Genomic DNA, 24366 nt, shown 5'->3' with positions numbered 1-24366 from the left:
CCAGGAGGACCTCGTGAAGCGGATTCTGCTCGCCGCCCTGCTGGCGGCCGGCCTCGTCGTCCCGGCCAGGCCGGCGGACGCGGCCGTCACCTACCCCGACCTCGCCGCCGCTTTCGACAACGCCGGCACCAGCCCGGCCGCCACACCCGCGGCCGCGGACCTCGACGGCTTCGGGCACAGTCTCGTCGCCGAAGACTCCACCGCCGCGGGCTGGGACCGCGGCCGGGCCATCACCGTCGACGGCGCGCAGCTTCGGCTGCCCGCCGCCGCGCCGGGGACCCCGGACAACGTCGTCGCCGACGGCCAGCGCATCGCCGGCCGGTTCGCCGGTGCGGCACTGTCATTCCTCGTGACGAGCACCGGCGCCGGCACCGAGGGCACCGGAACGCTCGAATACGCCGACGGCCACACCCAGGACTACCGGCTGAGCGTGCCCGACTGGATCACCGGGCCGGGCAGCCGGCTGACCGTGGCGTTCCCCCGCTGGAACACCCCGGACGGCCCGGGCGCGGCCCCCGCCAAGCTCTACACCGTCTCGATCCCCCTCGACCCCGGCGTCCCGGTCACCGCGCTCACCCTGCCGAAGGCCGGCTCGGGCGCTCGCCTGCACGTCTTCTCGATCGGCACCCGGCCCACGGCCGGCCCCTGGACGGCGACCTGGGCCACGGCGACGGACGACGGGCTCGCCGCCGGGCCGTGGACCGAACGCACGCTGCGCATGGTGGAGCACACCAGCCGGGGCGGCTCCCAGGTGCGGATCCGGCTCGACAACGCCTACGACCCCGGGCCGCTGACCGTCGGCCACGCGACCATCGCGGTCCGGAGTGTCGGCGCGGTCCCGGTCCGCACGCCGGTGACGCTGACCTTCGGCGGGCGGAAAGGGATCGCGCTGCCCGCGGGCGGGCAGGCCGTCAGCGACCCGCTGCCGTTCTCCGTGCCCGCCGGCGCGGACCTGCTGGTGAGCCTGTACCTGCAGGGCACGGTGACCAACGCGCCGATGCACAGCGTCGCGCTGCAGGAGATGTACACCACGGCCGACGGCACCGGCGACCACGCGGGCGACGGCGTCGCGTTCCCGTCCGCGGGCACGTTCGGCTTCTGGACGATCCTCTCCGGAATCGACGTGACCGGGCCGGGCAGCACGGGCGCGGTGGTCGCGTTCGGCGACTCGATCACCGACGGCTACCTGTCCACCCCGAACACCAACAGCCGGTGGCCGGACTTCCTGGCCCGGCGCCTGCCGGGCCGCGCCGTGGTGAACGAAGGCATCTCCGGCAACCGGATCCTGCAGGACGCCTTCAGCGGCTACCCCGACGGCCGCACCGCGGGCGTGAACGCGCTGGCCCGCCTGAACCACGACCTGATCAGCCAGCCCGGGGTGCGGACGGCGATCGTCCTCGAAGGCATCAACGACATCAACAGCGGCACGAGCGCCGAGGACGTCATCGCCGGGCTGAAGGAGATCGCCGCCGAGTTGCACGCGGCCCGCATCCGGGTCCTCGCCGGCACGCTCACCCCGATCAAGGGGTGCACCTGCAGCAGCGACGCGCACCTGGCGGCCCGCAACCAGGTCAACGCCTTCATCCGCGACAACGGCGGGGTCTTCGACGGTTGGGTCGACTTCGACGCCGCCGTCCGCGATCCGGCCGACCCGGAGGCGATGCGCGCCGTCTACGACTCCGGTGATCACCTGCATCCGGGCGACGCGGGCTACGCCGCGATGGCCGCGGCCGTTCCGCTCGGCCGGCTGTGACCCCTTCTGCGAGCAGGGGTCAACAGGACCGAACATCTTGTCCGTTTGACTATGTGCGGAAGCGTTGACTTCGCTTGGTGGGAAGGTAACGTTCTCCGCGTCGAGAAACGGGGTGGTTCACGATGTCGTCGGAGTACCGGGGCGCGCTCAGCAGGCGCACTTTCCTGAGCGGTGGGGCCGCGTTGCTGAGCACGCTGGCGCTGCCGGCCACGCTTTCGTCGCTGGCTTGCCCGGCCGCGGCGGCCACCCGGGAGTGGGCCTCGCCGCCGAACGGTTTTCCGGAGTGGAACAACAACATCGGGATCTTCGACGTCGGCAGCGAACCACCGCACGCCACCCTGATGCCGTACGCCGACCTCGGCCAGGCGCTGGACGGCGACCGCACGCGCTCGCCGTTCCGGCAGAGCCTGGACGGCGACTGGAAGTTCCGGCACGCCGACCGGCCCGACGCGCGCGATCCGGAGTTCCACCGGGAAAACGTCGACGACAGCTCGTGGGCCTCCATCCCGGTTCCGTCGAACTGGCAGCTGCACGGCTACGACTTTCCGATCTACGTCAACTTCACCTACCCCTGGTGGGGCGCCAACGGGCAGAACGAGAACGCCCAGCCGCCGTTCGCGCCGACCCGGTTCAACCCGGTCGGTCAGTACCGGCGGTCCTTCCAGGTCCCGGCCGGGTGGGCGGGCCGGCGCACGTTCCTGCACTTCGAAGGCGTGAAGTCGGCGTTCTACGTGTGGGTCAACGGCGTGCTGCTCGGCTACCGGGAGGACTCGCGCACGCCCGGGGAGTTCGACATCACCGACCACCTCCGGCCGGGGACCAACCAGCTCGCCGTGGAGGTCTACCGCTTCCCGGACGGCGACTGGCTGGAAGACCAGGACATGATCCGGCTGGCGGGCATCTTCCGGTCCGTGTACCTGTTCTCCACCCCCGTCGTGCACCTGCGCGACTTCCGCCTCGACCCGCGGCTGCGGGACGGCTACACCAACGCCGACCTCGCCGTCACCGCGAGCGTCCGCAACTACGGCGGTGCGGACACCCGCACCTACACCGTGGAAACCCAGCTGTACGACGCCTCCCGGCGGCCGGTGTGGCCGCAGCCCCTGCGCCAGGCGGTCGGGCTCGGCTCGGTGCCGGCCGGGCAGGACGTGCTCGTGCAGGCGGCCCAGGGCGTGCGCAACCCGAAACTCTGGTCGGCGGAACAGCCGAACCTCTACACCGCGGTGCTCGTGTTGCGCGATCCCGCCGGGAAGCCCATCGAAACGCTTTCCGCCCGCGTCGGGTTCCGGGAGTTCGCGCTCACCGACGGGCTGATGCGGATCAACGGGCAGCCGGTCAGCCTGCGCGGCACCAACCGGCACGAGGCCCACCCCGCCCGCGGCGGCGCGCTCACCCGCGCCGACCTCGTCGAGGACATCCGGCTGATCAAGCAGATCAACATCAACGCCGTCCGCACGTCCCACTACCCCAACGATCCCGTCTGGTACGAGCTGGCCGACGAGTACGGGCTGTACCTCGTGGACGAGGCGAACCTGGAGACGCACGGCGTCCGCGACCAGTACCCCGGTTCGAACCCGGACTGGACCGACGCGGTCCTCGCCCGGGCCAAGGCGATGGTGCACCGCGACAAGAACCACCCGAGCGTCGTCATCTGGTCGCTCGGCAACGAGGCGGGGTCGGGCAGCAACTTTTCGGCGATGTACGACTGGATCCACTCGTACGACCAAACGCGGGTGATCCAGTACGAGGGCGACGACCGGCCGGGGACCAGCGACGTCCGCTCCCAGATGTACCCGACCCCGGCCGCGCTCGAACAGCGCGCCCTCGACCCCGCCGACACCCGGCCCTACATCATGATCGAGTACGCGCACTCGATGGGGAACTCGACCGGGAACCTCAAGGAGTTCTGGGACGTCATCCGGGCGCATCCGGTGCTGCAGGGCGGGTTCATCTGGGACTTCGTGGACCAGGGGCTGTACTGGCCCACCCCGAAGCGCAAGCTGCTCACCGAGACCGGCCCCGCCGCGCTCACCGCGGAGCTCGCGCCCGCGGCGACGTTCGACACCGGCCACGGCCTGGCCGGCGCCGCGGTGTTCCCGCCCGCGCGCAGCCTCGACCTCACCGGTTCGCTGACGCTCGAAGCCTGGGTCACCCCCGCCGCGGTCGGCGGGCACCAGCCGATCGTCGCCAAGGGCGACCACCAGTTCTCGCTGAAGCAGACCGAAAACAACCTCGAGTTCTTCGTGTACGCCGGAACCTGGGTCGCGGTCAGCGTGCCGCTGCCCGCGGACTGGGTGGGGCGGGAGCACCACGTCGCCGGCGTGCTCGACCACGACGCGAAGACGTTGACGCTCCATCTCGACGGCAAGGCCGTGGCCCACGCCGACACCGACCGCGTGCCGGACAGCACCACCGCGCAGCTCGCGCTCGGTACCGACTACGAGAACCCGGAGCGGGTGTTCAGCGGGCACATCCGGGTCGCCCGCGTCTACGCGCGGGCGCTCAGCGCCGCGGAACTCGAAGCAGGCGACCGGGATTCCCGCGACCCGGCGGTCAGGTTCTGGTTCGACGCCGCCACCGCGGGCTACGTCGAAAAGCAGCCCACCGAGCGGACCTACCTCTCCTACGGCGGAGACTGGGGTGACAACCCCAACGACGGCAACTTCTGCGCCAACGGCATCGTCACCGCCGACCGCCGGATCAGCGGGAAGGCCGTCGAAGTCAAGCAGGTCTACCAGGCGATCAACGTGTCCGCCGGAGCCGACCTGCCCGCCGGCCGGGTGACGATCACCAACGAGAACCTGTTCACCAACGTCGGCTCCTACGACGGCACCTGGGAACTGGAGAACGACGGCAAGGTCGTGCAGCGCGGGCGGCTCACCCGGGCGCAGCTCGACGTGCCGCCCCGCTCGAGCCGGACGATCACCCTGCCGCTGCGCCGGCCCGCCCGCCCGGCGGGTGAGTACTTCCTGCGGCTTTCCTTCAGCACCAGGACACCGACGATCTGGGCCGAGCCCGGGTTCGAGGTGGCGAAGCAGCAGCTGCCGGTCGACTTCGGCAGTCCCGCCGTCCCGCCGGTCCCGCTCGCGCAGGTGCCCGCGGCCACCGTGCGCGAGACCGGCCAGAGCGTCGAGATCACGGGGGAGGGGTTCACCCTGTCGATCGCCAAGGACACCGGGCTCATCACGTCCTACACGGTCCACGGCGTGCGGCTCGTGACGTCCGGTCCGGTGCCGAACTTCTGGCGCGCGCCGACCGACAACGACATCGGCAACGGCCAGCCGAGCCGCAACGCCACCTGGCGGTACGCGGGCACCGACCGGAAGGTCACGGAGGTTTCGGTGCGGGCCGGGCGAGCGGTGGTCGTGACGGTGAGCGGCACGCTGCCCACCTCGGTTCCCTCCACGTACAGCACGACGTACACGGTCTTCGGCAACGGTGAGATCAAGGTGGACCACGCCGTGCACCCCGGTTCGCCGGATCTGCCGTACCTGCCCGAAGTCGGGACGATCCTGTTCGTGCCCGGCGAGTTCGACACCGTGGACTACTACGGCCGCGGTCCCGAGGAGAACCACTGGGACCGCAACACCGGCTCGGACGTGGGCGTGTACTCCTCGACGGTGGCCCGGCAGTGGACGGGCTACATCCGTCCGCAGGAGAACGGCAACAAGACCGACGTGCGGTGGGTCGCGTTGACCGACAAGCGCGGTGTGGGCCTGCTCGCCACCGCGGAACCATTGCTGGAGTTCAACGCTTCGCACTTCACGCCGGAGGACCTGTCGAGCGGGGCGCTGCACGATTACCAGCTGACGCCGCGCCAGGACGTCGTGCTCCGCCTGAACCACCGGCAGATGGGTGTCGGAGGCGACGACAGCTGGGGCGCGCAGACGCACGACGAGTACAAGCTGTTCGCCAACCGGGACTACCACTACACGTACCGGCTGCGCCCGCTCTCGAGGCGGGACCAGGCGATGGACCTGTTCCGGAGGCCGACCGCCTCTTCGTGAGCAGTCCGTGTCCGCGCCGGGGGTGCCGTTCTCGCCGGCCGAACCGGACGTTTTGGTTCTTCCGCAACGGATACGGCCCGGAACCGGATGTTGTTCCGGGCGGGTCGCAGGTGCTATACCGGCAGCTGCCCGGTGTCGCGACGACGCGATGCCACAAGCGAGCGGAGTGGCCGGTGGCGAACCGTACTTGGCGCTCATCCGTCGTGGTGGCGGTCCTGACCGCACCCGCCCTCCTGACGGGGACCGCGACCGCGGTGGCCGCTCCCGACGTCCCACAAGGGCGGCAGCTGACGATCGAGACGGTGTCGAACCCGCGGCCCGCGCTCGTCAGCGGGGGACAGGTCCTGGTCAGGGTCGTCCCACCGGAGCGAACGCACGCCGGGCGGGTCACCGTCAGCACCAACGGGCACGACGTCACCGCGAACTTCCGCGCCCAGCCGGACGGCAGCCTGCTCGGCCTGGTGACCGGCCTGCGTGACGGCGCCAACGACGTGAGCGCCAGGACGAGCGGGCACGGCCCGGACCAGCGGGCGAACCTGCGCGTCACCAACCACCCGATCACCGGGCCCGTCTTCTCCGGCTCGCAGCAGCTCCCGTTCTACTGCGAGACCCAGGCCTTCGGTCTGCCCGCGGCGTCCCAGCCGTTCTGCAGCGCGCCGACGCAAGTGAGCTACCAGTACCGGACCACCTCCGGAGCGTTCGCGCCGCTGGCGGACCCGGCGACCCGGCCCGCGGACCTCGCGACGGCCACGGTCAACGGGCACGCCGTGCCGTACGTGGTCCGCGTCGAGCGCGGCACGATCGACCGCGCCGTCTACGAGATGGCGGCGCTCTACGCCGGCGCGCCGTCGCCCGTCGCGCCGGACCACAGCTGGAACGGGAAGCTGGTCTACACCTTCGGGGGCGGCTGCAACGCGGGCTACCACCAGGGCGCCTCGACCGGCGGGGTCGTCAACGACCTGTTCCTGGCCCGGGGCTACGCGGTCGCGTCGTCGAGCCTGAACGTGCTCGACACCAACTGCAGCCCGATCATCTCGGCCGAAGCGGCGATGATGGTCAAGGAGCACTTCGTCGAGACCTACGGCCCGGTCGCCCACACCATCGGCTGGGGTGGCTCCGGCGGCGCGATCCAGCAGTACGACATCGCCGAGAACTACCCCGGCATCGTCGACGGCATCGTCCCCGGCGTCTCGTTCCCGGACCCGCTGAGCGTGGGCGGCCCGGTGTCGGACTGCCGCCTGCTGAACCAGTACTTCGCCGGGCCGGGCGCGTCGTTCACCGCGGCGCAGAAGCAGGCCGTCGCGGGCTTCGCCAGCTACGACACCTGCGTTTCCTGGGAGCAGACGTTCGCCAACCGCGCCACCGCGACCGGCAGCTGCACCGCGGCCATCCCGGTCTCGGCCCGGTGGGATCCGGTCACCAACCCGCGCGGGGTGAAGTGCAACTCCACCGAGCAGCTGGCCAACCAGATCGGGCGGGACCCGAAGACCGGGTTCGTGCGCAGCCCACTGGACACCACCGGCGTGCAGTACGGCTTGGCCGCGCTGAAGGCCGGGACGATCACCGCGGCGCAGTTCGCCGACCTCAATGCCGCGATCGGCGGCCTCGACCACACCGGAAAGCCGGTGGCGCAGCGGATCGCGGCCGATCCGAAGGCGCTCAGCACGGTCTACGCCGACGACATCGTGAATTCGGCGTCGCAGGGCCTGCGCGAAACGCCGATCATCGACCAGCGGACCGATCTCGACCTCGCCGGGTTCGGCAACGACATCCACACCACCGAGTGGTCTTATGTGATGCGGCAACGGCTTCTGCGGGCCAACGGCACCGCGGGCAACCAGGTCATCATCGAAAACCACGCCACCGCGGCCGAAGCGGCGGCCGCCGGCGGCTACGAGCTCGACGCGATGGACCGCTGGCTCACCGCGATCGACGCCGACGGTTCACACCGGAGTCTCCAGCAGAAGGTGCTGGCGAACCGGCCGCCCGACCTCGGCGACGGGTGCTACCTCTCCGCCGGGTCGCGGATCACGGAGAAGCTGACGTACCCGGCGAGTGGCCAGTGCGGCGCGCTGTACCCGGTGGCGGCCAACACCCGGATGGTCGCGGGGGAGAACCTGGCCCTCGATGTGCTGAAGTGCCGGCTGAAGCCGCTGGACTTCCGGGACTACCCGGTCGCCTTCACCGCAGCCGAGGCGAAGAAGCTGCGGGCGGCGTTCCCCGGCGGTGTGTGCGACTACAGCCGTCCGGGCGTCGGGCAGCACGCCCCGATCGGCACCTGGCTGAGCTACGGTGACGAACGGACCGGGACCACCCCGCCGACGAAGCCGCGGTGACGGACTCGCGAGCCCTCCGCCGTGGTGAGATCGCCGCGTGGCGGAGCGAACGGTTCGGCAGCCGATAGCACGGCGTGGGTTCAGGCGAGCCCCGTCACCGTCAGGTACGCCCGGGTGAGGGGATCGGCCGTCCGTTCGCGGGGCTCGCCGTTGCCTGTCAGGCTTTCGCTCCGGGCGTGGCCATTTGTCACGTCCTGTCGATCCGGTCAGCTGGGCCAGAGCAGAAAGGCGGATGGCTCGCCGATGGAGGACCAGCTCGAACGGTGGAAGCTGCTGCAGCGCGTCGCCGGGGACTACCTGTGGAGATGGGATGTCTACGGGTCGGTGAGGATCGCCGGTCCGCTCCCACCGAGTACGACGACTGGGCTGAGGACCTGGCGAAGGTGCTGGTGGGTGAGCCGACTCGTGAGGCGGTCTACGCCGCGCTCGCCGGGAGGGTCGCCGAAGACGGGTTGAGTCCGGATGCACTCGGGACTTTCGATTTCGACGGTCTGCTCGCCGACATCGGAAACGCGGTCGATTCCGGTCAGGGCGACCGATCCGGTCCCCGGGAGTCGAATCCGTTGCCCGGCAATGAGAACTTCGCCGCGATCGACGGGGTCAGCGGGACGTCGAGACTTCCTTCGACGAGTTCCGTCCGCAGCCGGTTCGTGGCCTTCCAGCCGTCCAGGGCCCGGGCCGGGTCGGCGGCCGAAACCGCCAGGAGCAGCGCGTCCACCAGGAGGAGCTGGCACACCAGGCCGCTGGGCAGCGAGTTCTCCGTGGACGGCGTCACGAGAATCGTGTCCACCCGGTCCGCGAAGTGGCTGGCCAGCATCTCGGTGAGCACCACGATCGGGCAGCCGATCCGGAGGGCTTCGCTGATCGCCACGTCGTGTTCGCGCACGTGGCGCAGCGGTGCGACCAGCACCAGTGCGGAGTCCGGCCGCAGCTGGCCGAGTTCGTCGGCGAAGTTGTAGCCGGTCAGGCCGGTCACCGTCGCGATCCGGCCGATGCGGCGCAGCCCCAGCGCCAGCGAATCGGCCACCGGCAGCGCCGATCCGTAGCCGACGGCCAGCGTGCTCGCCGCCCCGGCGAGGGTGGCGGCCGCCGTTTCGAAAGTCTCCGGGGGGACCGACCGGGGGAGTGCCCGGACGAGCTCGGCCGCGTCCAGGCTGATCTTGGCCAGGAGCTGGCCGCCGTCGTCGGAGCGGGTCAGGTGCTCGGCGAGGGTCTGCTCCGGGTCGCGGACCGGGTTGAGCACCGCGGCGGCCGCGCGGCGCAGCTCGCCGAGGCCGCTGAAGCCCAGCTGCTTGACCGTCCGGATGACCGTCGCGTCGCTGACCTCCGCGCGCCGGGCGATCTCCTGCGCCGAGAAGACCGACGCTTCGGCGGGGTGGCGCGCGAAGAAGTCGACCACCCGGATCCCGCCGGCGCTCAGCTGGTCGCGGACCTGGGCGATGCGTTTCGTGAGCGTGGGTTCCATCTAGTGACCACTAGACATTCTCGAATTCATGAAGTACACACTACATCACCCTGATGGGCGGAGGTAGTGACATGCCACGGACACCCCGGTTGCTCGCGGCGGCGCTGGTCCCGATCTTGATCTTGACCGGCTGTGGGCTGGGTTCGGCGGGTGCCGCCGACCCGGCGCTGGTGACCCGGCCCCACGGCCGCTGCGACCCGGCGATGGCCGCGGCCCTGCCCGCGCCCGTCCGCCAGCACGGTGCGTTCCAGGTCGCGATGGTGCCGGACACGCCGCCGATGGCCTACTACGCCGAGGACGACGCGACGATCGTCGGCTTCGACCGCGACATGAGCCAGGCCATCGCCGACGTGTTCTGCGTCGGCACCGACCCGGTTCCCACCAACATCGACGCGGTCGTGCCCGGGCTCGCGGCCGGGCGCTACGACCTCGTGCTCGCCTCGCTCAGCCCGACCGACGAGCGCCGGAAGAAAGCCGACTTCGTCACCTACTACAACGGTGGACAGGGCTTCCTCGCGAGCCGCAGCACGAACTTCGCGGTGACCACCTACGCGGACCTGTGCGGCCGCGCGGTCGGCGTCGTGGTCGGGTCTGTCCAGCAGGGACAGCTGGACCAGGCGGCCGGCACGTGCGCCAAGGCCGGCAGGCCCGCCTGGCGGCTCAGCCTGTTCCCCAACGGCAACGCGGCGGTGCTGGCCCTGCGCAGCAGCCGCATCGACGTCCTGTACTTCTCGATCTCGCTGACGCAGTACGTCGCGAGCCGGTCGCCCGGCCTGTTCCGGCTGGCCGGGCGGTACAAGCGGGCGATCGTGGCCTTGGGGCTCAAGCGGGACTCGCCGCTGACCGGCGCCGTCCACGAAGCCGTGCGCCGCCTGATGGCCGACGGCACCTACCGCACGATCCTGGGCAAGTGGGGCCTCCAGGAGAACCACCTCGACACCACGGAGATCCTGAAAGGACGGTCCTGAGCATGGTTTCCCTCGACCACGGCACCGAAACGCGGCTGCCGGCCCGGATCATCGGCCGGAGGAGGTACGGCACGTGGGTCGCCGGCGCGGTCGCGGCGGTGGTCGTCGCGCTGCTCCTCGCGTCCGCCTTCACGAACGAGAACTTCTCCTGGCCCGCGTTCGGGCACTACCTCTTCAGCCCCTCGATCCTGCTCGGGCTGGGGCACACCGTCGAGCTGGCCGTGATTTCGATGGCGCTGTCGATCGTCCTCGGGGTTGTCCTGGCCATGATGCGCCAGTCCGCCAACAAGGTGCTGACGACGGCAGCGGGCGCGTACGTCTGGGTCTTCCGCGCGACGCCGTTGCTCGTGCTGCTGCTCCTGCTCTACAACCTGGCCGCGCTGTACCCGAAGCTCTCCCTCGGCATCCCGTCCGGACCCGACCTGTTCGCGGTGGACACCAACACCGTCATCACGGTGGCCGGTGCCGCGATCATCGGGCTGACGCTGCACGAGGCGGCGTACTGCGCGGAGATCTTCCGCGCCGGGCTCATCTCGGTGGGCCGCGGTCAGCGCGAAGCGGCCGAGGCGCTGGGGATGCCCGGTGCACTGGCGCTGCGCCGGATCATCCTGCCGCAGGCGATGCGCGCCATCGTCCCGCCGCTGACCAACCAGTTCGTCAACGTCGTGAAGACGACGTCGATCGTCAGCGTGATCGCGATGCCCGAACTCGTCTACAGCGCGCAGATCATCTACGCGCGCACCTACGAGACGATCCCGCTGCTGCTGGTCGTGACGTTCTGGTACCTCGCCATCACCGCTCTGCTCACCGTCGCCCAGCGACGCATCGAACGGCACTTCAACCGCGGGGAGGCGAGCCAGTGACCACACCCGCGGTGGAGATCCGGAGCGTGCACAAGCTGTACGGCGCCCTGCACGTCCTGCGCGACGTCGACCTGGTCGTCCGGCCCGGCGAGGTCGTCTGCCTGATCGGGCCTTCGGGCTCCGGGAAGAGCACGCTGCTGCGCTGCATCAACAACCTGGAGAAGATCCAGGCGGGCTCGATCCTCGTGGACGGCGGCCTGGTCGGCTACCGGTGGTCCGGCGCCGACCTGCAGGAGGCGACGCCGCGCCAGGCCCGCCGGGCGCGCCGGAACATCGGGATGGTGTTCCAGCAGTTCAACCTGTTCTCGCACTTCACGGTGCTGCAGAACCTGATCGAAGCGCCGGTCCGCGTGCTGGGTGTGCCGCGGCGCGAGGCCCTCGAGCGCGCCGAAGAGCTGCTGGCGAAAGTGGGTTTGTCCGACAAGCACGCGAGCTACCCGGCGCAGCTGTCCGGCGGACAGCAGCAGCGCGTCGCCATCGCGCGCGCCCTGTGCATGAACCCGAAGCTCATGCTGTTCGACGAACCCACCAGCGCACTGGACCCCGAGCTGGTCGGCGAGGTCCTCGACGTCCTGCGCGACCTGGCCGAGGACGACATGACCATGGTCATCGTCACGCACGAAATGGGGTTCGCCCGGCAGGTCGCGGACACGATCGTCTTCATGGACCAGGGCCGGATCGTCGAACGGGGGCCGGCGGACCAGGTCCTCGACGCCCCGCGCGAGGACCGCACTCGCCGCTTCCTCGAGCGGGTCGGCTGAAAGGGAGGAATCGCACGTGCAATCCGTCGAGTACGCCGTCATCGGGGGTGGTGTCGTGGGCACCGCCACCGCGTGGAACCTCGCCCGCCGCGGCGCTGAAGCCGTTCTGCTGGAAGCGGGCGAGCTCGCGTCCGGCGCGTCGGGCGGCCCGGGCCGCCGGGGGGTCCGCGCCGGCGGCCGGGACCTGAGGGAACTGCCGCTGGCGCGGCGCGCGATGGAGCTCTGGCCGGAGCTGGACTCGGCGCTCGGGGCGCCGACCGGCTACCGGCGCAACGGCCTCCTCAGCGTCTACGACGTCGAGGTCGCCGGGGTTTCCGGCTGGCAGAGCGTGCCCGCCCGGGCGCAAGCGCAGCAGGCGGCGGGCATCCCGTGCTCGGTCGTCGACCGCGAGCGGCTGGACGAAATGCAGCCGGGCCTCGCCGGCGACATCCGGGTCGCGCTGTTCACCCCCGAAGACGGCACAGGCGACCACCCGGCGACGACGAGGGCGTTCGCCAAGGCCGCCGGCGAGCTGGGCGCACGCGTCCTCGAGCACACCGCGGCGACCGGGCTCGTCCCGCATCCCGACGGCTCGGTCACGCTGCGCCTGGCCGAGGGCGACGAACTGCGCGCCACCCGCGGGGTGGTCCTCGCGGCCAACCGGGCGGTGCCGCGGTTGCTCGCGGACTCGTTCGGCCTGAGCCTGCCCGTGTGGGAGAAGGCCACTCAGGTCACGTTCGTCGCGCCACCACCGGGTTTCGCCCTGAACCACCAGGTCGGTCACACCCGGCGCGCGCTGTCGGTGAAGCTGACCGACGAGGGCCAGGTGATGCTGTCCGGCGGACGGCCGGGCGGCTGGGACGCGGCGAGAGGCGTCGGCACGCCCGATCCGGCGGTCCTGCGGGCCAGCCTGGCCGACGTGGCCGCCACCATCCCGGCGCTGGGTGGCGCCGAGGTGCTCGCCGTCGACAACAGCCGCGCCGACACCAGCACCATCGACCTGATCCCGGTCATCGACACCGTGCCCGGACACCGCTCGGTGTTCGCCGGCACCGGCTGGAGCGGCCACGGCTTCGCACTGGCCCCGGCGGTCGGCGAGGCGCTGGCGGACTGGGCCCTCGACGGAGAGCGCCCGGAAGCGCTGCGGCCCTTCACCTTCGACCGGCTGGGCGTGAGCTGAGCCCGCCGAACGACCTCGTGGGGCGGGTTCCGCGGCGGGGAACCCGCTGTCCCGCACTGCGGCCGTCCGGCGGGCGGGGGCGTGCGGCCACCCACCTGGGGGAGCGAGGTGGTCCAGGGCAGGTGCCCTGGACCACCGCTCGGGCTACTCGGGCAGCGGGAGGTGGCCGATCACCTGCTGCCCGACGAACGCCGACTTCCGCAGCGCCCGGTAGGCGTACTCGCGCATCGATTCCTCGTAGGCGGCGGTGCCGCCGAGCAGAGTCGTGTCGCCGTGGGCCGCGGCCAGCAGCCGGCTGCCGAGAACGTGTGCGTCTCGCAGTGCCGTGTTGGCACCGATGCCCAGCGCCGGGCTCATCGCGTGGATGGCGTCGCCCATGACGGTCACGGCCGACGGTTCCCAAGTGGCGACCGGCACACAGCTGCGGACGGCGAGGGCTTGCACGGTCGCGGTGTCCCAGAGCCGGACGATCCCCACCAGCGCGGGATGCCAGGTGGCCAGCCGCCGCAGCACGTAGGCTTTCAGCTCGTCCGGTCCGGCGCCGAACAGCTCTGCGTCCGGGAGCATGTGCTCGACCGTCGAGTTGAAGATGCTCAGCGCGTAGTTCTCCCGGGCCTCCTGCCGGAACTCGGGGTCCTGCCGGGTGATCAGGGGCGAGTGCGGGTCGGTGCGGTCCAGGGGGCCGAGGGTGAGCCCGGTGAAGTCGCCGTCGTAGGCCATGGAGAACGCGTTGTACAGCTGCGCCGGGAGCTTCGCCTTGGTCTCCGCGGTGAGGGGGATCTTGGCGGCGATCGATCGGGCACCGAGGTCGGCGACCCGGACCTGCGGCAGCCGTTGGGCTCGCACGGCGGAATTGATGCCGTCGGCCGCTACGAGGAGGTCGGCCTCGGCCGTGCCGCCGTCCTCCAGCAGCGCGGTGACCGTCGAGTCGGGGTTGCTCCGGTAGCCGGTGACCTTGGCACCGAAGTGCACGACGTCTTCGAGGCCGAGGAAGAGGATCCGGCGCAGGGTCGAACGGCACACCGCGAGGTGTTCGGGGATCTCGGCGGGCGCCCCGGTGCCCTTGGACGCGGCCTTGTCGCGTGGCGGGCGCGGGGTGAGCTGTTCGTCGAAGAGCAGCATGTCGTCGTCGGGCATGCCGCAGGTCGCCAGGAACAACTCCCACGACCGCGGTTCCAGTGCGGCGTGCAGGGCGGAGGTTCCGGTCGAATTGATGTGCACCCGGTACCCGGCCTCGCGCGCCGACAGGCCGTTGTCGCGCTCGTAGACGGTCACCTGAATGCCGTGGCGGTGCAGGTAGTGGGCCAGCGTCAGGCCGGCCAGCCCGGCGCCGGCGATGACGATACGGATCTCGGACACAGTGCTCCCAGTGCATAGTCGCTTACTCGGAACACACCGGGGCCTCACCCGTCAGGCAAGGATGTTGCGCGACCGGGGAACTTCGCCGGCCAGCGACCCGGACTACCAACCGGGATGCAGTTTCGTGTGCGGTTCCACCGTAGCCGCGGACCTGTCCGGAACGCACTGTGAGCGTCCACTCTTGGTGCGCCCGTTGACAAGCCCGCTGAGTTCTGGTCAGGGCCGGCCGCGCCTGGTGGTGCCGAGAATCGACTTGGGCTCGGCGCCCGCGGTCACCGAGATCGTTGAGCCCCCGAGGGGAACTAAGTCCTCTCCGCATGAGCAGGACGGCTCTCGTCGGCCGGGGACCGAACCGGGCAGGGTGACGCCTGATCGCGGGCACGACGGCCACGCGAGGAGCCGACTCGTCGCCGTGGACCACCCCGGCGACCGCGGGGGTGGGATGTGACGACAGAGGTGACGGTGACCCGGCCGGTCGTGGTGGGCGTGGACGGCTCCACCTCGGCCACCCAGGCGGTGTGCTGGGCCGCGCGCGAAGCCGTCCGGCGTGACCTGCCCCTGGTGGTCGTGCACGTGTGTGCCCTGGTCCCGGTGGCCGTGCCGTTCGCGGGGGCGCTGGGCGCCTACAAGTACGTGCTGGTGGAGGAAGGGCGGGCCTGGCTCGCCGCGGCCCGGGACGCGGCCAAGGAGGCCGCACCGGAGGTCCGGGTCAGCACGGAACTGACCAACGGCTGGGCCGCCGAGCACCTGATCGGCCGGTCGACCTCGGCGGAACTGCTGGTGCTCGGCTCACGCGGCCTGGGTGGGTTCAGCGGCCTGCTGGTCGGCTCGGTCGCGGTGGCGGTGGCTTCCCACGGGCACTGCCCGGTCGTGGTCGTCCGCGAGGCCGATGCTGCGACCGGAGCGCCGCAGGACGGCCCGGTGGTGGTCGGCGTGGACGAGTCCCCGGCCGGCGCGGCGGCAATCCCGTTCGCGTTCCAGGCCGCCGCCACCCGCGGTGTCCCGCTGCTGGCCGTGCACACCTGGATGGACCAGGCCATCGCCATCGCCTGGGAGTCCTCGCTGGCGACGAACTGGGGACAGGTCCGGGACGAGCAGTTGCGGTTGCTGGAGGAGCGGCTCACTCCGTTCCGGGGCCGGTATCCCGATGTGCCGGTCCAGCTGGAGATCGCCACCGACGGGCCCGCGCGCACCTTGCTGGGCCACGCGCACACGGCCCAGCTCGTCGTGGTCGGATCTCGCGGCCGGGGCGGCTTCCGCGGCCTGCTGCTGGGCTCGACCAGCCAGGCGCTGATCCACCATGCGACCTGCCCTGTCGCCGTCGTCCCCCCGGCCCGGCCGTGAAGCCCGCCTGAAGAGAGCGGGCGGAGCGCGGCGCGGCCGAGCCCGGCGACCCGGCTCGGCCGCTGTCATTCCGCGGGGACGATGAGCCCGTAGTGGCCGTCGTAGCGGTGGTAGAGCACGGCGCCGCGGCCGTGTTCGGCGTCGGTGTGGAACAGGAACGGCAGTCCGAGGTCGTTGAGCCGGACGATCGCCTCGGCGGTGGACAGCAGCGGTGCCGGCTGTGCGCTGATCGTCAGGGGGAGCCGGAACCGGGCCAGTTCGCCTGCCGCGGGCGGGGTGAGCAGGGCCAGCCGGAATCCGGTGGCGCCGGCGCGGTAGAGGACGGCGTCGCGGCCGGTGCCGGCTTCGGTGAACAGCTGGAATTCGTGACCGAGCCGGCCGAGGTCGACGGCGGCTTCGTCGACGGTGCAGGGGTGCGGGGTGTACGAGAAGTGGGGGATGGTTTCGCGGTCTGCTTCCGGTCGCGGGTACCAGCTGTCGTGGCGGGCGGGTTCGGACTGGTGCCGCCACTCGTGCGGTTCGGTGGCGGGCATGCGGCCACGGCGGGCTTCCCAGTGTTCGGCCGCGCGTTCCAGCCGGTGTGCCAGCCGGTCCTCGAGCCGGTCGATCGCTTCGGTGGAGTTTTCCCCGTCGGCGTGGGCGTGCACGAGCCGGCCGTCGACGTCGATGTCGGCGTGCGCTGTGACCGGGTAGGGCACGGCGGGATCGGGGTGGCGGGTCAGCCGGACGTGCGCGGAGAGCACGGGACCGTGGGCGAGGTGGAGCAGGGCGCCGATCTTGCGGCGGGCGTAGTCGGGTGCGTGGGACAGTTCGCGTCCGTCGGTGCTCACTTCGACGGTGACGGCGCTGGAGGTCCGGGGAGGAGTCACTGCTGCCATCCTTTCGGTGGGGATCCGTCGTACCTCCTGGGTACGACGGATCCCAGGTCGGCTGAAAGGGCCGAAGGACACCTGTGCGCGGCACTTCCGCCCTGTGCAGGGCACAAGCGTTGCCACCGAAGACTTTGTGCTCTTGTGGGAAGCTCCGTGGCCCGGGTGCACTGGGGAGATGCTGGTCACGGGTACCTCTCTCGCCGACGGTCGCTACCACCTGTCGAGCCGGTGTGGTGCCACCCGTGCCGGTGCCGAGTTCTGGTTGGCCCACGACGCAGCGGACGCGCGGGACGTCGCGGTCACCGTGCTCACCGCCGGCCCCGACGGCCACCCCTTCGGCGAAGGTGCACGCGTGCTGGAGCACGCCCGGCTGACCGCGGCGGCCGCGGAACCGGCCGTGGCACCCGTACTCGACGTTCTCGGTCCGGACGAGGAGCCCGGCGGCGGGGCGGTGGGCCTGGTCGTCGCCGCGTGGACGCCCGGCCCGGAGGTGCTCGAGGCCGTGCGACGCGCTCCGGTCCCGCCCGAGCGGGCCTGCCGGATGCTGCTCCCGTTGGCCACCGCGGTCGACCACCTCCACCACCGCGGCCTGCTCGCCGGAATCGACTGTCCACAACGGACCAAGGTCGGGCCGGACGGCGCGCTGGTGCTGGCCTTCCCCGGGCCGGCGCCGACCGCGACGCAGCGGGAGGACGTCTTCGGCCTGGGCGCGCTGCTGTACTCGCTGATCGTCGGCCAGTGGCCGGCTCCCGGCGCGGCCGAATGCCTGCCCGACGCCGTTCCGGAGCCGTTGCGGCTCGCGGTGCAGTTGAGCCTCGGCTGCCCCGGGCTGGGCGAGATCCACACGGCCACGCCGCTGCTGGAGGCGATGGCGGACTTCGAGTCCGGTGCTCTCGGCGCCGAACCGCCCGCTGCCCGCCGCGTGCCGGCCCGGTCTGCCGACCCGACCCGGCCCGTGCGCGCCGGTCACCGCACCCGGTACTCGATGCTCACCACGATCCTGGCCATCGCGGTCGTGGTGCTCGTCGCCGGTGGGGTGACGCAGGTGAGCGGGCTGTTCGACCGTGCCCCGGCCGGAGCCCCGGAGCCCGCGTCTTCGCCGGCGCCGACGGCGGTCCGGCCGCGTCCCGCCCCACCGCCGGCCCCGTCTTCGACGACGCCGGCCGCTCCCGCGCCGGTCCGGCCCGACAGCGTGACCGTGTACAGCGTGACCGGAAGCCCCGACCACCCGCGCGAGGCCGGGCTGGCCGTCGACGGTGATCCGGCGACCGCGTGGCCCACCGACCAGTACCGGGAGCAGTTCCCGAAGTTCGCCCCGGGGGTCGGGCTGCTGGCCGGCTTCGGGCGTCCGCTGCGGGTGCGCGAGGTGGACGTCTCCTCACCCAGCGCCGGATCGGTGGTGGAGATCCGCGTCGCAGCCTCGGCACCGGCCGCCCTTGCCGATACCGTCCCGCTGGCGACCGCGACGCTGGCATCGGGCACGACCAGGATCCCGGTGCCACCCGGTCCGGCGAGTGCGGCCGTGCTGGTCTGGCTGGTCCACCTCGCGCCCGGCCCGGGCGGCTACCAGGACCGGATCCAGGAGATCACCTACCTGGGCGACACCGGCTGAGCGGGGACCCGGTGGCTCACCCAAGGCCGCTCACGCGGCCAGGTCGCGGCGGCGGAACCCCACGACGGCCACGGCGGCGAGCACGACGGTGGTGAGCAGGGCGACCAGGACCGCGGGCGCGGAGACGCCGTTCCGGAGCGGGTCGTGCCCGATGTACTGGAAGAACGGGGAGATCTTCCGGGCGGGTTCCAGCCAGGACACCACCGGAGCCAGGCCGTTGAGCACGTACGCGACGACGGCGACCACCGCCGGGATCGCGCGGCTGGCGCCGCCGTGCCCGGTCAGGCCGCCGATCGCGGCGGCGAGCGCGCCGAAGACGAGGGCCAGCAACGCCATGTGGAGCATCGCGGCCGCGACGTTGCCGGCGGGCAGCGTGAGCCCAGCGAGACGGCCTTCGAGCACCAGGGCCAGCCCGGCGACCAGGGCGAGCAGCAGCGTGCCCACGACGAGAGCGCCGAACTTCTCCAGCACGACCCGGGTCCGGCTGACCGGGTTCGCCATGAGCAGTTCGAGGGTGTGCCGGTCCTCCTCGCCCGCGATGCCCGCCGCGCCCGTGGTGATCGCGTAGATCAGCAACAGCATCGGCCCCATGAACGAGAGCAGTTCGACCTGCACGTAGCCGGTCGGCGTGGACATGTCCGCGCCGGACGCGGCGAACAGCGCGCGCATGGCTTCGGGCATGTTCTGCAGGAACTGGCCCATGGTCGGCTGGTCGCGGATGCTGGGCCAGAGTGCCACGTACATGGCCACGAGCAGGAGCAGGCTCACCGACCACGCGAGCAGGCCGCGTCGCTGGTCGTGCAGCGTCTTGAGCAGGATGTCACGCAGCATCGTCGGCACCGGATCCGTAGTAGGTCAGGAACGTCTCTTCGAGGTCGGCCTCGACGCACTCGAAGTCCAGCAGCCGGTGCCGGGCGATCTCCTTGACGAGCGCGTCGAGGGCGAGTTCGGGCGCACTGCAGGTGAGTACGCGGCCGGCGACCGCGACGTCGCGCACGTCCGGCACCGCGGCGAACGTGGTCGCCGGGACGTCTTCGGCGAACCGGGCGCGGATGTGGTGCAGCGATTTCGCCCGCAGGTCGTCGACGCGGTCCACCGTGACCAGGCGACCGGCGCGCAGCACCCCGATCCGGTCGGCCACCCGCTGCACCTCGGCGAGCACGTGCGAGGAGAACAGCACGCTGCCACCCGTGGTCGTGTGTTCGCGCAGCAGGGCGTGGAACTCGTGTTGCACCAGGGGATCCAGGCCACCGCTCGGTTCGTCGAGGATCAGGACGCGGGGCTCCGACATCAGGGCCAGCACCACGGCCAGCTTCTGCCGGTTGCCCTTCGACAGCGACCGCGTGGGCCGGTCCAGGTCGAGGTCGAGCCGGCCGGCCAGTACGGTCGCCCGTTTCTCGCCCGGGTCGCCGCGGAGGTGCCCGAAGTAGGCCACGTGCTGGCGGCCGGTCAGGCGGTCGTACAGCCTCGTCTCACCCGGCACGTAGCCGACGACCCGGTGCACCGCCACCGCCTCCCGCCACGAGTCCATGCCGAGCACCCGCGCGGCTCCGGAGGTGGGGCGGATCATGCCCATCAACAGGCGCAGCGTGGTCGTCTTCCCGGCCCCGTTGGGGCCCAGGTAGCCGAACACCTCGCCCGGATCGAGGGCGAAACTCACTTCGCGCAGAGCCGTGGTCCGCCCGTATGCCTTGGTGAGACCTTCAACCTGGATCGCCGGTTCGCCAGCCATCGGCCCAGGATGTCCGGGCGGACGCCGATCCCGTAGAGGACTGCGGCCCGCACGCGAGGGCGGAGGTCCTCGGTTCGGGTGACCTACGTCCCCGGTTTCCTCCTCGGCGGGCGGCCTGCCGCCGCCGAAGTGCGGGGTGGAACTGCTGGGCGACGAGGGTCTCGCGGTCGCGTGCCTGAGTACAGGGGCGTGCGGGGCAGCAGGCGCAGCCCGCGCGGGGGTGGGGGCCGAGCGCAGCGCGTCGAGGTCGTCGGCGCGGTGCATCCGGGCGGGCGTGAGGCCTTCGCCCCGGGCGTCCAACGCCTGCGCGGCCGACCCCGGCGGGCTGTTCGGTCAGGTGCTGGCGGCCGGCCGGAACGCCGGCACGTCGGCGACCGAGACTCGCACTGTCACCCTCGAGGTCTCCCCGATGCGGCCGCGAGCAGGAAAATCCCGCCGCCGACCAGCACCGGAATGCCCACGGTGACGGCGCCGGACGCTGTCAGCAGCGTGCCCACGGCCAGCAGCAGCCATCCCGCGCGCACCGGCCGGCGCAGGCCGAGAACACCGAGCGGCACGGCGACCGCGAACCCGGCGATGAAGGCGGCGGGGCCGGCCCTGAAGCCGAACAGCGCATCCGCCACGACGAACAGCGCCACCGCCACCGCGACGACCGTGAGCACCCCGGCCGCCGCTCGCGGCCACCGGGCCGCGCAGAACGTCAGGACGGCCATGGGGACCGACCACGACAGTGTGAGCAGGACGCCCGGCGCTCCGCCCGGGTCGAGCATGGTCTCGCCGACGATGAACAGCGCGCCGAACGCGGCGAACGCCATCAGCACGCCGAACGCAACGTACCTGAGCACCCGTTCCGTACCCGCCATGCGCATACCTCCGAGCAGGAGGATCCTCCCGCGGCAGTGCCCGGCACAGGGATCGAAGGCCTTCGCGCGGAACGGCTTCCGAGGACTTTCGGCTCTTCCGCCCGGATCCGTTGGAGACCAAAGACGCACGCGACAGGACCAACGACCATGGTGTGCCCCCTGGGCTGGGCGCATTGTCGGTTATGGCCGGGTACTGAGCGGCCGCGCCTGCTCGCGGGAAGGAGGCCGGATGACCATCGACCACCCGCCGGCTCCGGTTCCGGCTCGGGCCTCCCGCCGCACGACCACCCACGAGGAGAAAGGGGTTTCCTCATGAACTGCCTGCAATGCCTGGTCCTGAACCAGAAGGACACCCCGGCGGTGGTGGTGTGCCACGACTGCGGCGCGGCCGTCTGTCTCCAGCACGCCTGGATCAGCCACACCCCCGGCCACCCGGCCGGCCTGGTCCCCGGTGAGCCTGCCGGTCGCACCCTGCGCTGCAACGTCTGTGCCGCCGGCCACCGGCGGGAACACCCCGCGGCCGATCCGGTCCTGGTCGCCGCGCACCCCTGCGCCGACGACCCCACCTGCCTGTGCTGAAGGGGAGCCGGCACTGAGTGCGGCCTCACCATGGGTCGGCGGCCAGCGGCACCCCTCGAAGTCAGGGGAGTACGGCGGTGATCCAGTGGAGCGCGGGTGAGCTGATCCAATTCACGATGAGGCTGATGACGAAAGCGAGGACGAGTCCCCACAGCCATTGGCGGGTACTCGTCTTCGCCTGGTCTTCGAACTTGCCCGGAATCGTGGCGACGCGGATGTCCTCTTGGGGATCTTCATAGGGTTTGCGTGCCTCGTGGTACTTGGCTTCGGCTTTTGCCTTGGCCAGTTGGTCGGCTCGGTTCCGCAGGTCCTGCTGGAGCTGCCGGACGAGCTTTCCGGCTTGGTCGAGTGCGGCTTCTGCCTGTTGTATCCGGTCCTGGAACAGTGAACCGGTGGTGACGAGCCGGTCCAGTTCGTCGGTCTCACGGTCGGATCGCGGGTACATGGCGGGAATCACCTGCCCGGTGGGAAGCCCGCGAAGCGGGGCCGTCGAAGGTCGCTCGCGGTGGGGCCGCGCCGGCGTTCTGACGTTTCACTCATGCTCTTCCTCGTCGACCCGTCGGTCAGCTCACGATGCGGCTGCGGCTGGGGTGGTTGCGGTGGTGGGGGTAGGGGTGCCGGCGGTAGTGGGCGGCCGGCAGGTCCGATGGCTTGCGCTTGCTCGTCCGGAGCCGGTGCGCTCTTCTCGTGTTTTCCTGCAGTGCCCTCAGCGCGGCGAAGACGTCCGGCTCCCAGAACGCCTCCCGCCAGTTGTGGGACCGCAAGATCGAGTAGCAGGTGGCTTCGTCGAGGAGCGGGCCTCGGCCGGCTTCGGTTGGCTTGCCGGCGAGCCTGATCCCGAAGAAACTCGTGCCCTTGAGATTCGCGCCTTCGAAACGGGCGGAGCGCAGATCGGCTCGGTTGAGGATGGCACCCTGCAGCCTGGCGCCGGTGAACGAAGCGTCTCGCAGATCTGCTCCGGCGGAACCGCCGCGCGAGGCGAAGCGCGCCGCGGTGAGGTTGGCGAAGCTGAAGTCGGCTCCCCTGGCCCTGAGGCCGCCGACGAGGACCACCTCGTCGAGGTTGGCGCGCCTCAACGAAGCGCCTTCGAGCACGGTGCGCTCGCCCCTGGCCCGCCACAGGCAGCATCCGGTGAGATCGGCGCGGCCGAGCTCGGTGTCGGTGAGGTCCGCTTCGGCCAGTTCGAGGTCGGAGAGGTCGACCTTGGGCAGGTGCGCCCACGCGAAGTCCACCGCCAACCGGTCCGGCTCGAGCAGCAACTGCCGGGCCGCGAGCTGGAAGACCTGGACGAAAGCGTGCGTCACGGCCGGCTCTTCCGGCCCGCACAGCTGCAGGTAGGACAAGGCGAACCGATAGGTCTGCTCTCGGAAATGGGGCGCGTTCGGTTCGCGCAGGAACGAGATGAGTTCGGCCGCCGCGCCGGCCCGCGAGCCGGCATCGCGTGCCTTCGCCGCGGTCACGACCTCCGCGAACCGGGTGTCGAACCGGCGGATGCGTTCCTGCTCCTTCTCCCGGACTGCGGCCTTCTCCCGGGTCGCCCGCTCCTGACGTTCCTTGACCTGCTCGTCGGCCCGGGCCGCTCGCTGGGTGTTCAGCTGGTACATGCCGGCGGCCAGCCCGCCGATTGCGACGATCAACGGGGTGAGTGCGGCCAGAGCGGTATTGTTGCCCCGGAGGATCACCCACGCGGAGGCGACCAGGCCGGCGACAACGGTCACGAGGTAGGCGGCCATGACGACCCAGAACAGCGAGTCGGTCCGCTTCGCCGGAGGTTCGCCTGCGACCGGTGGGCCGGCCGGCGGCGGGACCGCTGCCTCGGCGGGAGCCGAACGTGGATGGACGGATCGGTTCACGAAGGACCGCGATGGTGACATCCCCGTCCTCCGCTGCGCTCTCACGTCCGTCCACGTTCCCCCGACAAGAGCTCGGACGGGCCTGCTACTGCCCGCTCAGCGTCCGTTCGCCCGCCTAGCCTGTGCCGCAGCACGCCGTGCCGGCCGGGGACGGCACGGGGAACTATCTGGGACTATCAGCTCGGAACTCTTCAGCCCGAGAACCGCTCGCGCGGCTGACGCTCCTGCTCCTTTTCCTGGCTGCGCAAGCAAGGCTGCCATGTCGGGCGGATCCGTCCCAGGGACGGAAGTCGTTGCTCGCGAGGGCCGTACGCCCTCCGATCGGAGGGCCGTGGTGGGGACTTTCGGCTCTTCGTCCCCTGCGCCGGCCTGGCGCAGGCTGCCGTCGAGACGGGATCGCACCCATGGATGAGCGCGCCGCGATCGAGCTGATCGAGCGGGCCCGCGCCGAGACTGCGCGGCTGGCCGCCTCGCTCGCGCGGCAGCGGGACGGGATCGTCGAGGCCTCGGAGTTCACCAGCAACGACGACGAGCACGACCCGGAAGGCGTCACGATCGCCTTCGAACGGGCGCAGGTCCAGGCGCTCCTGCGCCAGGCCCAGGACGACCTCGTGAACCTCGACCGCGCCGCCGAGCGGGTGCGTGCCGGTGTCTGGGAAACCTGCGAACGCTGTGGCGGTCCCATCGCCGAAGAGCGGCTGGCCGCCCTCCCGGCGACGCGGATCTGCATCGCCTGCGCGAAGAAGGTGCGCTGAGCTGATCGAGTGTCTTCTTCGGCGTCACCGGACAGGATCGACGCCGTTTCTTGTTTCCCCGCGAGGATGGTTGTAGACAGTCCCT

General features: G+C 71.4%; 19 protein-coding genes. 11 read left to right on the top strand and 8 right to left on the bottom strand.

From position 1 onward, the window contains the following. The first annotated feature begins 13 nt into the window (after positions 1-13). From QRX60_RS43145 to QRX60_RS43135, 3 genes are all read left to right on the top strand, one after another. The gene (locus tag QRX60_RS43145) at positions 14-1753 is read left to right on the top strand and encodes a GDSL-type esterase/lipase family protein (protein ID WP_285997246.1); all 1740 of its coding nucleotides are present in this window, start codon (positions 14-16) and stop codon (positions 1751-1753) included. A gap of 122 nt (positions 1754-1875) precedes the next feature. After that, on the top strand, positions 1876-5760 hold the full coding sequence (locus QRX60_RS43140) for a glycoside hydrolase family 2 TIM barrel-domain containing protein (protein ID WP_285997245.1): 3885 nt from the start codon (positions 1876-1878) through the stop codon (positions 5758-5760). Positions 5761-5933: 173 nt separating this feature from the next. Continuing rightward, positions 5934-8096: a DUF6351 family protein gene (locus QRX60_RS43135; protein ID WP_285997244.1), complete on the top strand. Its 2163-nt coding sequence runs from the start codon at positions 5934-5936 to the stop codon at positions 8094-8096. 526 nt (positions 8097-8622) lie between these two features. Here the strand turns inward: QRX60_RS43135 and QRX60_RS43130 are convergent. Then, positions 8623-9561 carry a MurR/RpiR family transcriptional regulator gene (locus tag QRX60_RS43130; RefSeq protein WP_285997243.1) on the bottom strand — a complete coding sequence of 313 codons (939 nt, stop codon included), beginning with the start codon at positions 9559-9561 and terminating at the stop codon, positions 8623-8625. A 71-nt stretch (positions 9562-9632) separates the two neighbouring features. Between QRX60_RS43130 and QRX60_RS43125 the strand changes: the two genes are divergently transcribed. The 4 genes from QRX60_RS43125 to QRX60_RS43110 are packed head-to-tail and all read left to right on the top strand — an operon-like array spanning position 9633 to position 13312. Further along, positions 9633-10529 carry a transporter substrate-binding domain-containing protein gene (locus QRX60_RS43125; protein WP_285997242.1) on the top strand — a complete coding sequence of 299 codons (897 nt, stop codon included), beginning with the start codon at positions 9633-9635 and terminating at the stop codon, positions 10527-10529. Positions 10530-10531: 2 nt separating this feature from the next. Then, positions 10532-11392 (top strand): amino acid ABC transporter permease, encoded by an 861-nt coding sequence (locus QRX60_RS43120; protein ID WP_285997241.1) that lies wholly within the window; start codon positions 10532-10534, stop codon positions 11390-11392. Then, positions 11389-12153, top strand: a complete 765-nt coding sequence (locus QRX60_RS43115) for an amino acid ABC transporter ATP-binding protein (protein ID WP_285997240.1) — start codon at positions 11389-11391, stop codon at positions 12151-12153. Before QRX60_RS43120 ends, QRX60_RS43115 begins: the two co-directional genes overlap by 4 nt. A gap of 16 nt (positions 12154-12169) precedes the next feature. Then, entirely contained in the window at positions 12170-13312 is a 1143-nt protein-coding gene (locus QRX60_RS43110) for an NAD(P)/FAD-dependent oxidoreductase (protein ID WP_285997239.1), read from the top strand. A gap of 144 nt (positions 13313-13456) precedes the next feature. Here the strand turns inward: QRX60_RS43110 and QRX60_RS43105 are convergent, their stop codons facing one another. Then, positions 13457-14671 carry an FAD-dependent oxidoreductase gene (locus QRX60_RS43105; protein WP_285997238.1) on the bottom strand — a complete coding sequence of 405 codons (1215 nt, stop codon included), beginning with the start codon at positions 14669-14671 and terminating at the stop codon, positions 13457-13459. Between the two features lie 444 nt (positions 14672-15115). Between QRX60_RS43105 and QRX60_RS43100 the strand changes: the two genes are divergently transcribed. Further along, a complete protein-coding gene (locus QRX60_RS43100) occupies positions 15116-16015 on the top strand; it encodes a universal stress protein (RefSeq protein ID WP_285997237.1) in 900 nt (299 codons plus the stop codon). A gap of 65 nt (positions 16016-16080) precedes the next feature. Here QRX60_RS43100 and QRX60_RS43095 read toward each other — a convergent pair whose 3' ends face one another. Then, positions 16081-16893 carry a sigma 54 modulation/S30EA ribosomal C-terminal domain-containing protein gene (locus QRX60_RS43095; protein ID WP_408630176.1) on the bottom strand — a complete coding sequence of 271 codons (813 nt, stop codon included), beginning with the start codon at positions 16891-16893 and terminating at the stop codon, positions 16081-16083. A gap of 169 nt (positions 16894-17062) precedes the next feature. Here QRX60_RS43095 and QRX60_RS43090 point away from each other — a divergent pair, with 169 nt between their 5' ends. Further along, positions 17063-18499 carry a hypothetical protein gene (locus QRX60_RS43090; RefSeq protein WP_285997235.1) on the top strand — a complete coding sequence of 479 codons (1437 nt, stop codon included), beginning with the start codon at positions 17063-17065 and terminating at the stop codon, positions 18497-18499. 30 nt (positions 18500-18529) lie between these two features. Here the strand turns inward: QRX60_RS43090 and QRX60_RS43085 are convergent, their stop codons facing one another. The 3 genes from QRX60_RS43085 to QRX60_RS43075 all read right to left on the bottom strand — a co-directional run bounded on the left by QRX60_RS43085 (position 18530) and on the right by QRX60_RS43075 (position 21094). Continuing rightward, positions 18530-19330, bottom strand: coding sequence for an ABC transporter permease subunit (locus QRX60_RS43085; RefSeq protein WP_285997234.1), 801 nt, complete (start codon positions 19328-19330; stop codon positions 18530-18532). Beyond that, positions 19320-20231: an ABC transporter ATP-binding protein gene (locus QRX60_RS43080; RefSeq protein ID WP_285997233.1), complete on the bottom strand. Its 912-nt coding sequence runs from the start codon at positions 20229-20231 to the stop codon at positions 19320-19322. Before QRX60_RS43080 ends, QRX60_RS43085 begins: the two co-directional genes overlap by 11 nt. 389 nt (positions 20232-20620) lie before the next feature. Next, complete coding sequence (locus QRX60_RS43075; RefSeq protein ID WP_285997232.1) at positions 20621-21094, bottom strand: hypothetical protein; 474 nt, start codon at positions 21092-21094, stop codon at positions 20621-20623. A 312-nt stretch (positions 21095-21406) separates the two neighbouring features. Between QRX60_RS43075 and QRX60_RS43070 the strand changes: the two genes are divergently transcribed. Then, a complete protein-coding gene (locus QRX60_RS43070; RefSeq protein WP_285997231.1) occupies positions 21407-21673 on the top strand; it encodes a hypothetical protein in 267 nt (88 codons plus the stop codon). 61 nt (positions 21674-21734) lie between these two features. Here the strand turns inward: QRX60_RS43070 and QRX60_RS43065 are convergent, their stop codons facing one another. Both QRX60_RS43065 and QRX60_RS43060 read right to left on the bottom strand, forming a co-directional pair. Continuing rightward, positions 21735-22118 (bottom strand): hypothetical protein, encoded by a 384-nt coding sequence (locus tag QRX60_RS43065; RefSeq protein ID WP_285997230.1) that lies wholly within the window; start codon positions 22116-22118, stop codon positions 21735-21737. 118 nt (positions 22119-22236) lie between these two features. Beyond that, positions 22237-23406 (bottom strand): pentapeptide repeat-containing protein, encoded by a 1170-nt coding sequence (locus QRX60_RS43060; protein WP_285997229.1) that lies wholly within the window; start codon positions 23404-23406, stop codon positions 22237-22239. Positions 23407-23930: 524 nt separating this feature from the next. Here QRX60_RS43060 and QRX60_RS43055 point away from each other — a divergent pair. After that, positions 23931-24281, top strand: a complete 351-nt coding sequence (locus QRX60_RS43055; RefSeq protein ID WP_285997228.1) for a TraR/DksA family transcriptional regulator — start codon at positions 23931-23933, stop codon at positions 24279-24281. The last annotated feature ends 85 nt before the right edge of the window (positions 24282-24366 follow it).

The sequence above is a fragment of the Amycolatopsis mongoliensis genome (assembly GCF_030285665.1).
In the GTDB taxonomy this organism is placed as follows: Bacteria; Actinomycetota; Actinomycetes; order Mycobacteriales; family Pseudonocardiaceae; genus Amycolatopsis; species Amycolatopsis mongoliensis.
This window is presented reverse-complemented; position numbering and strand designations above follow the sequence as displayed.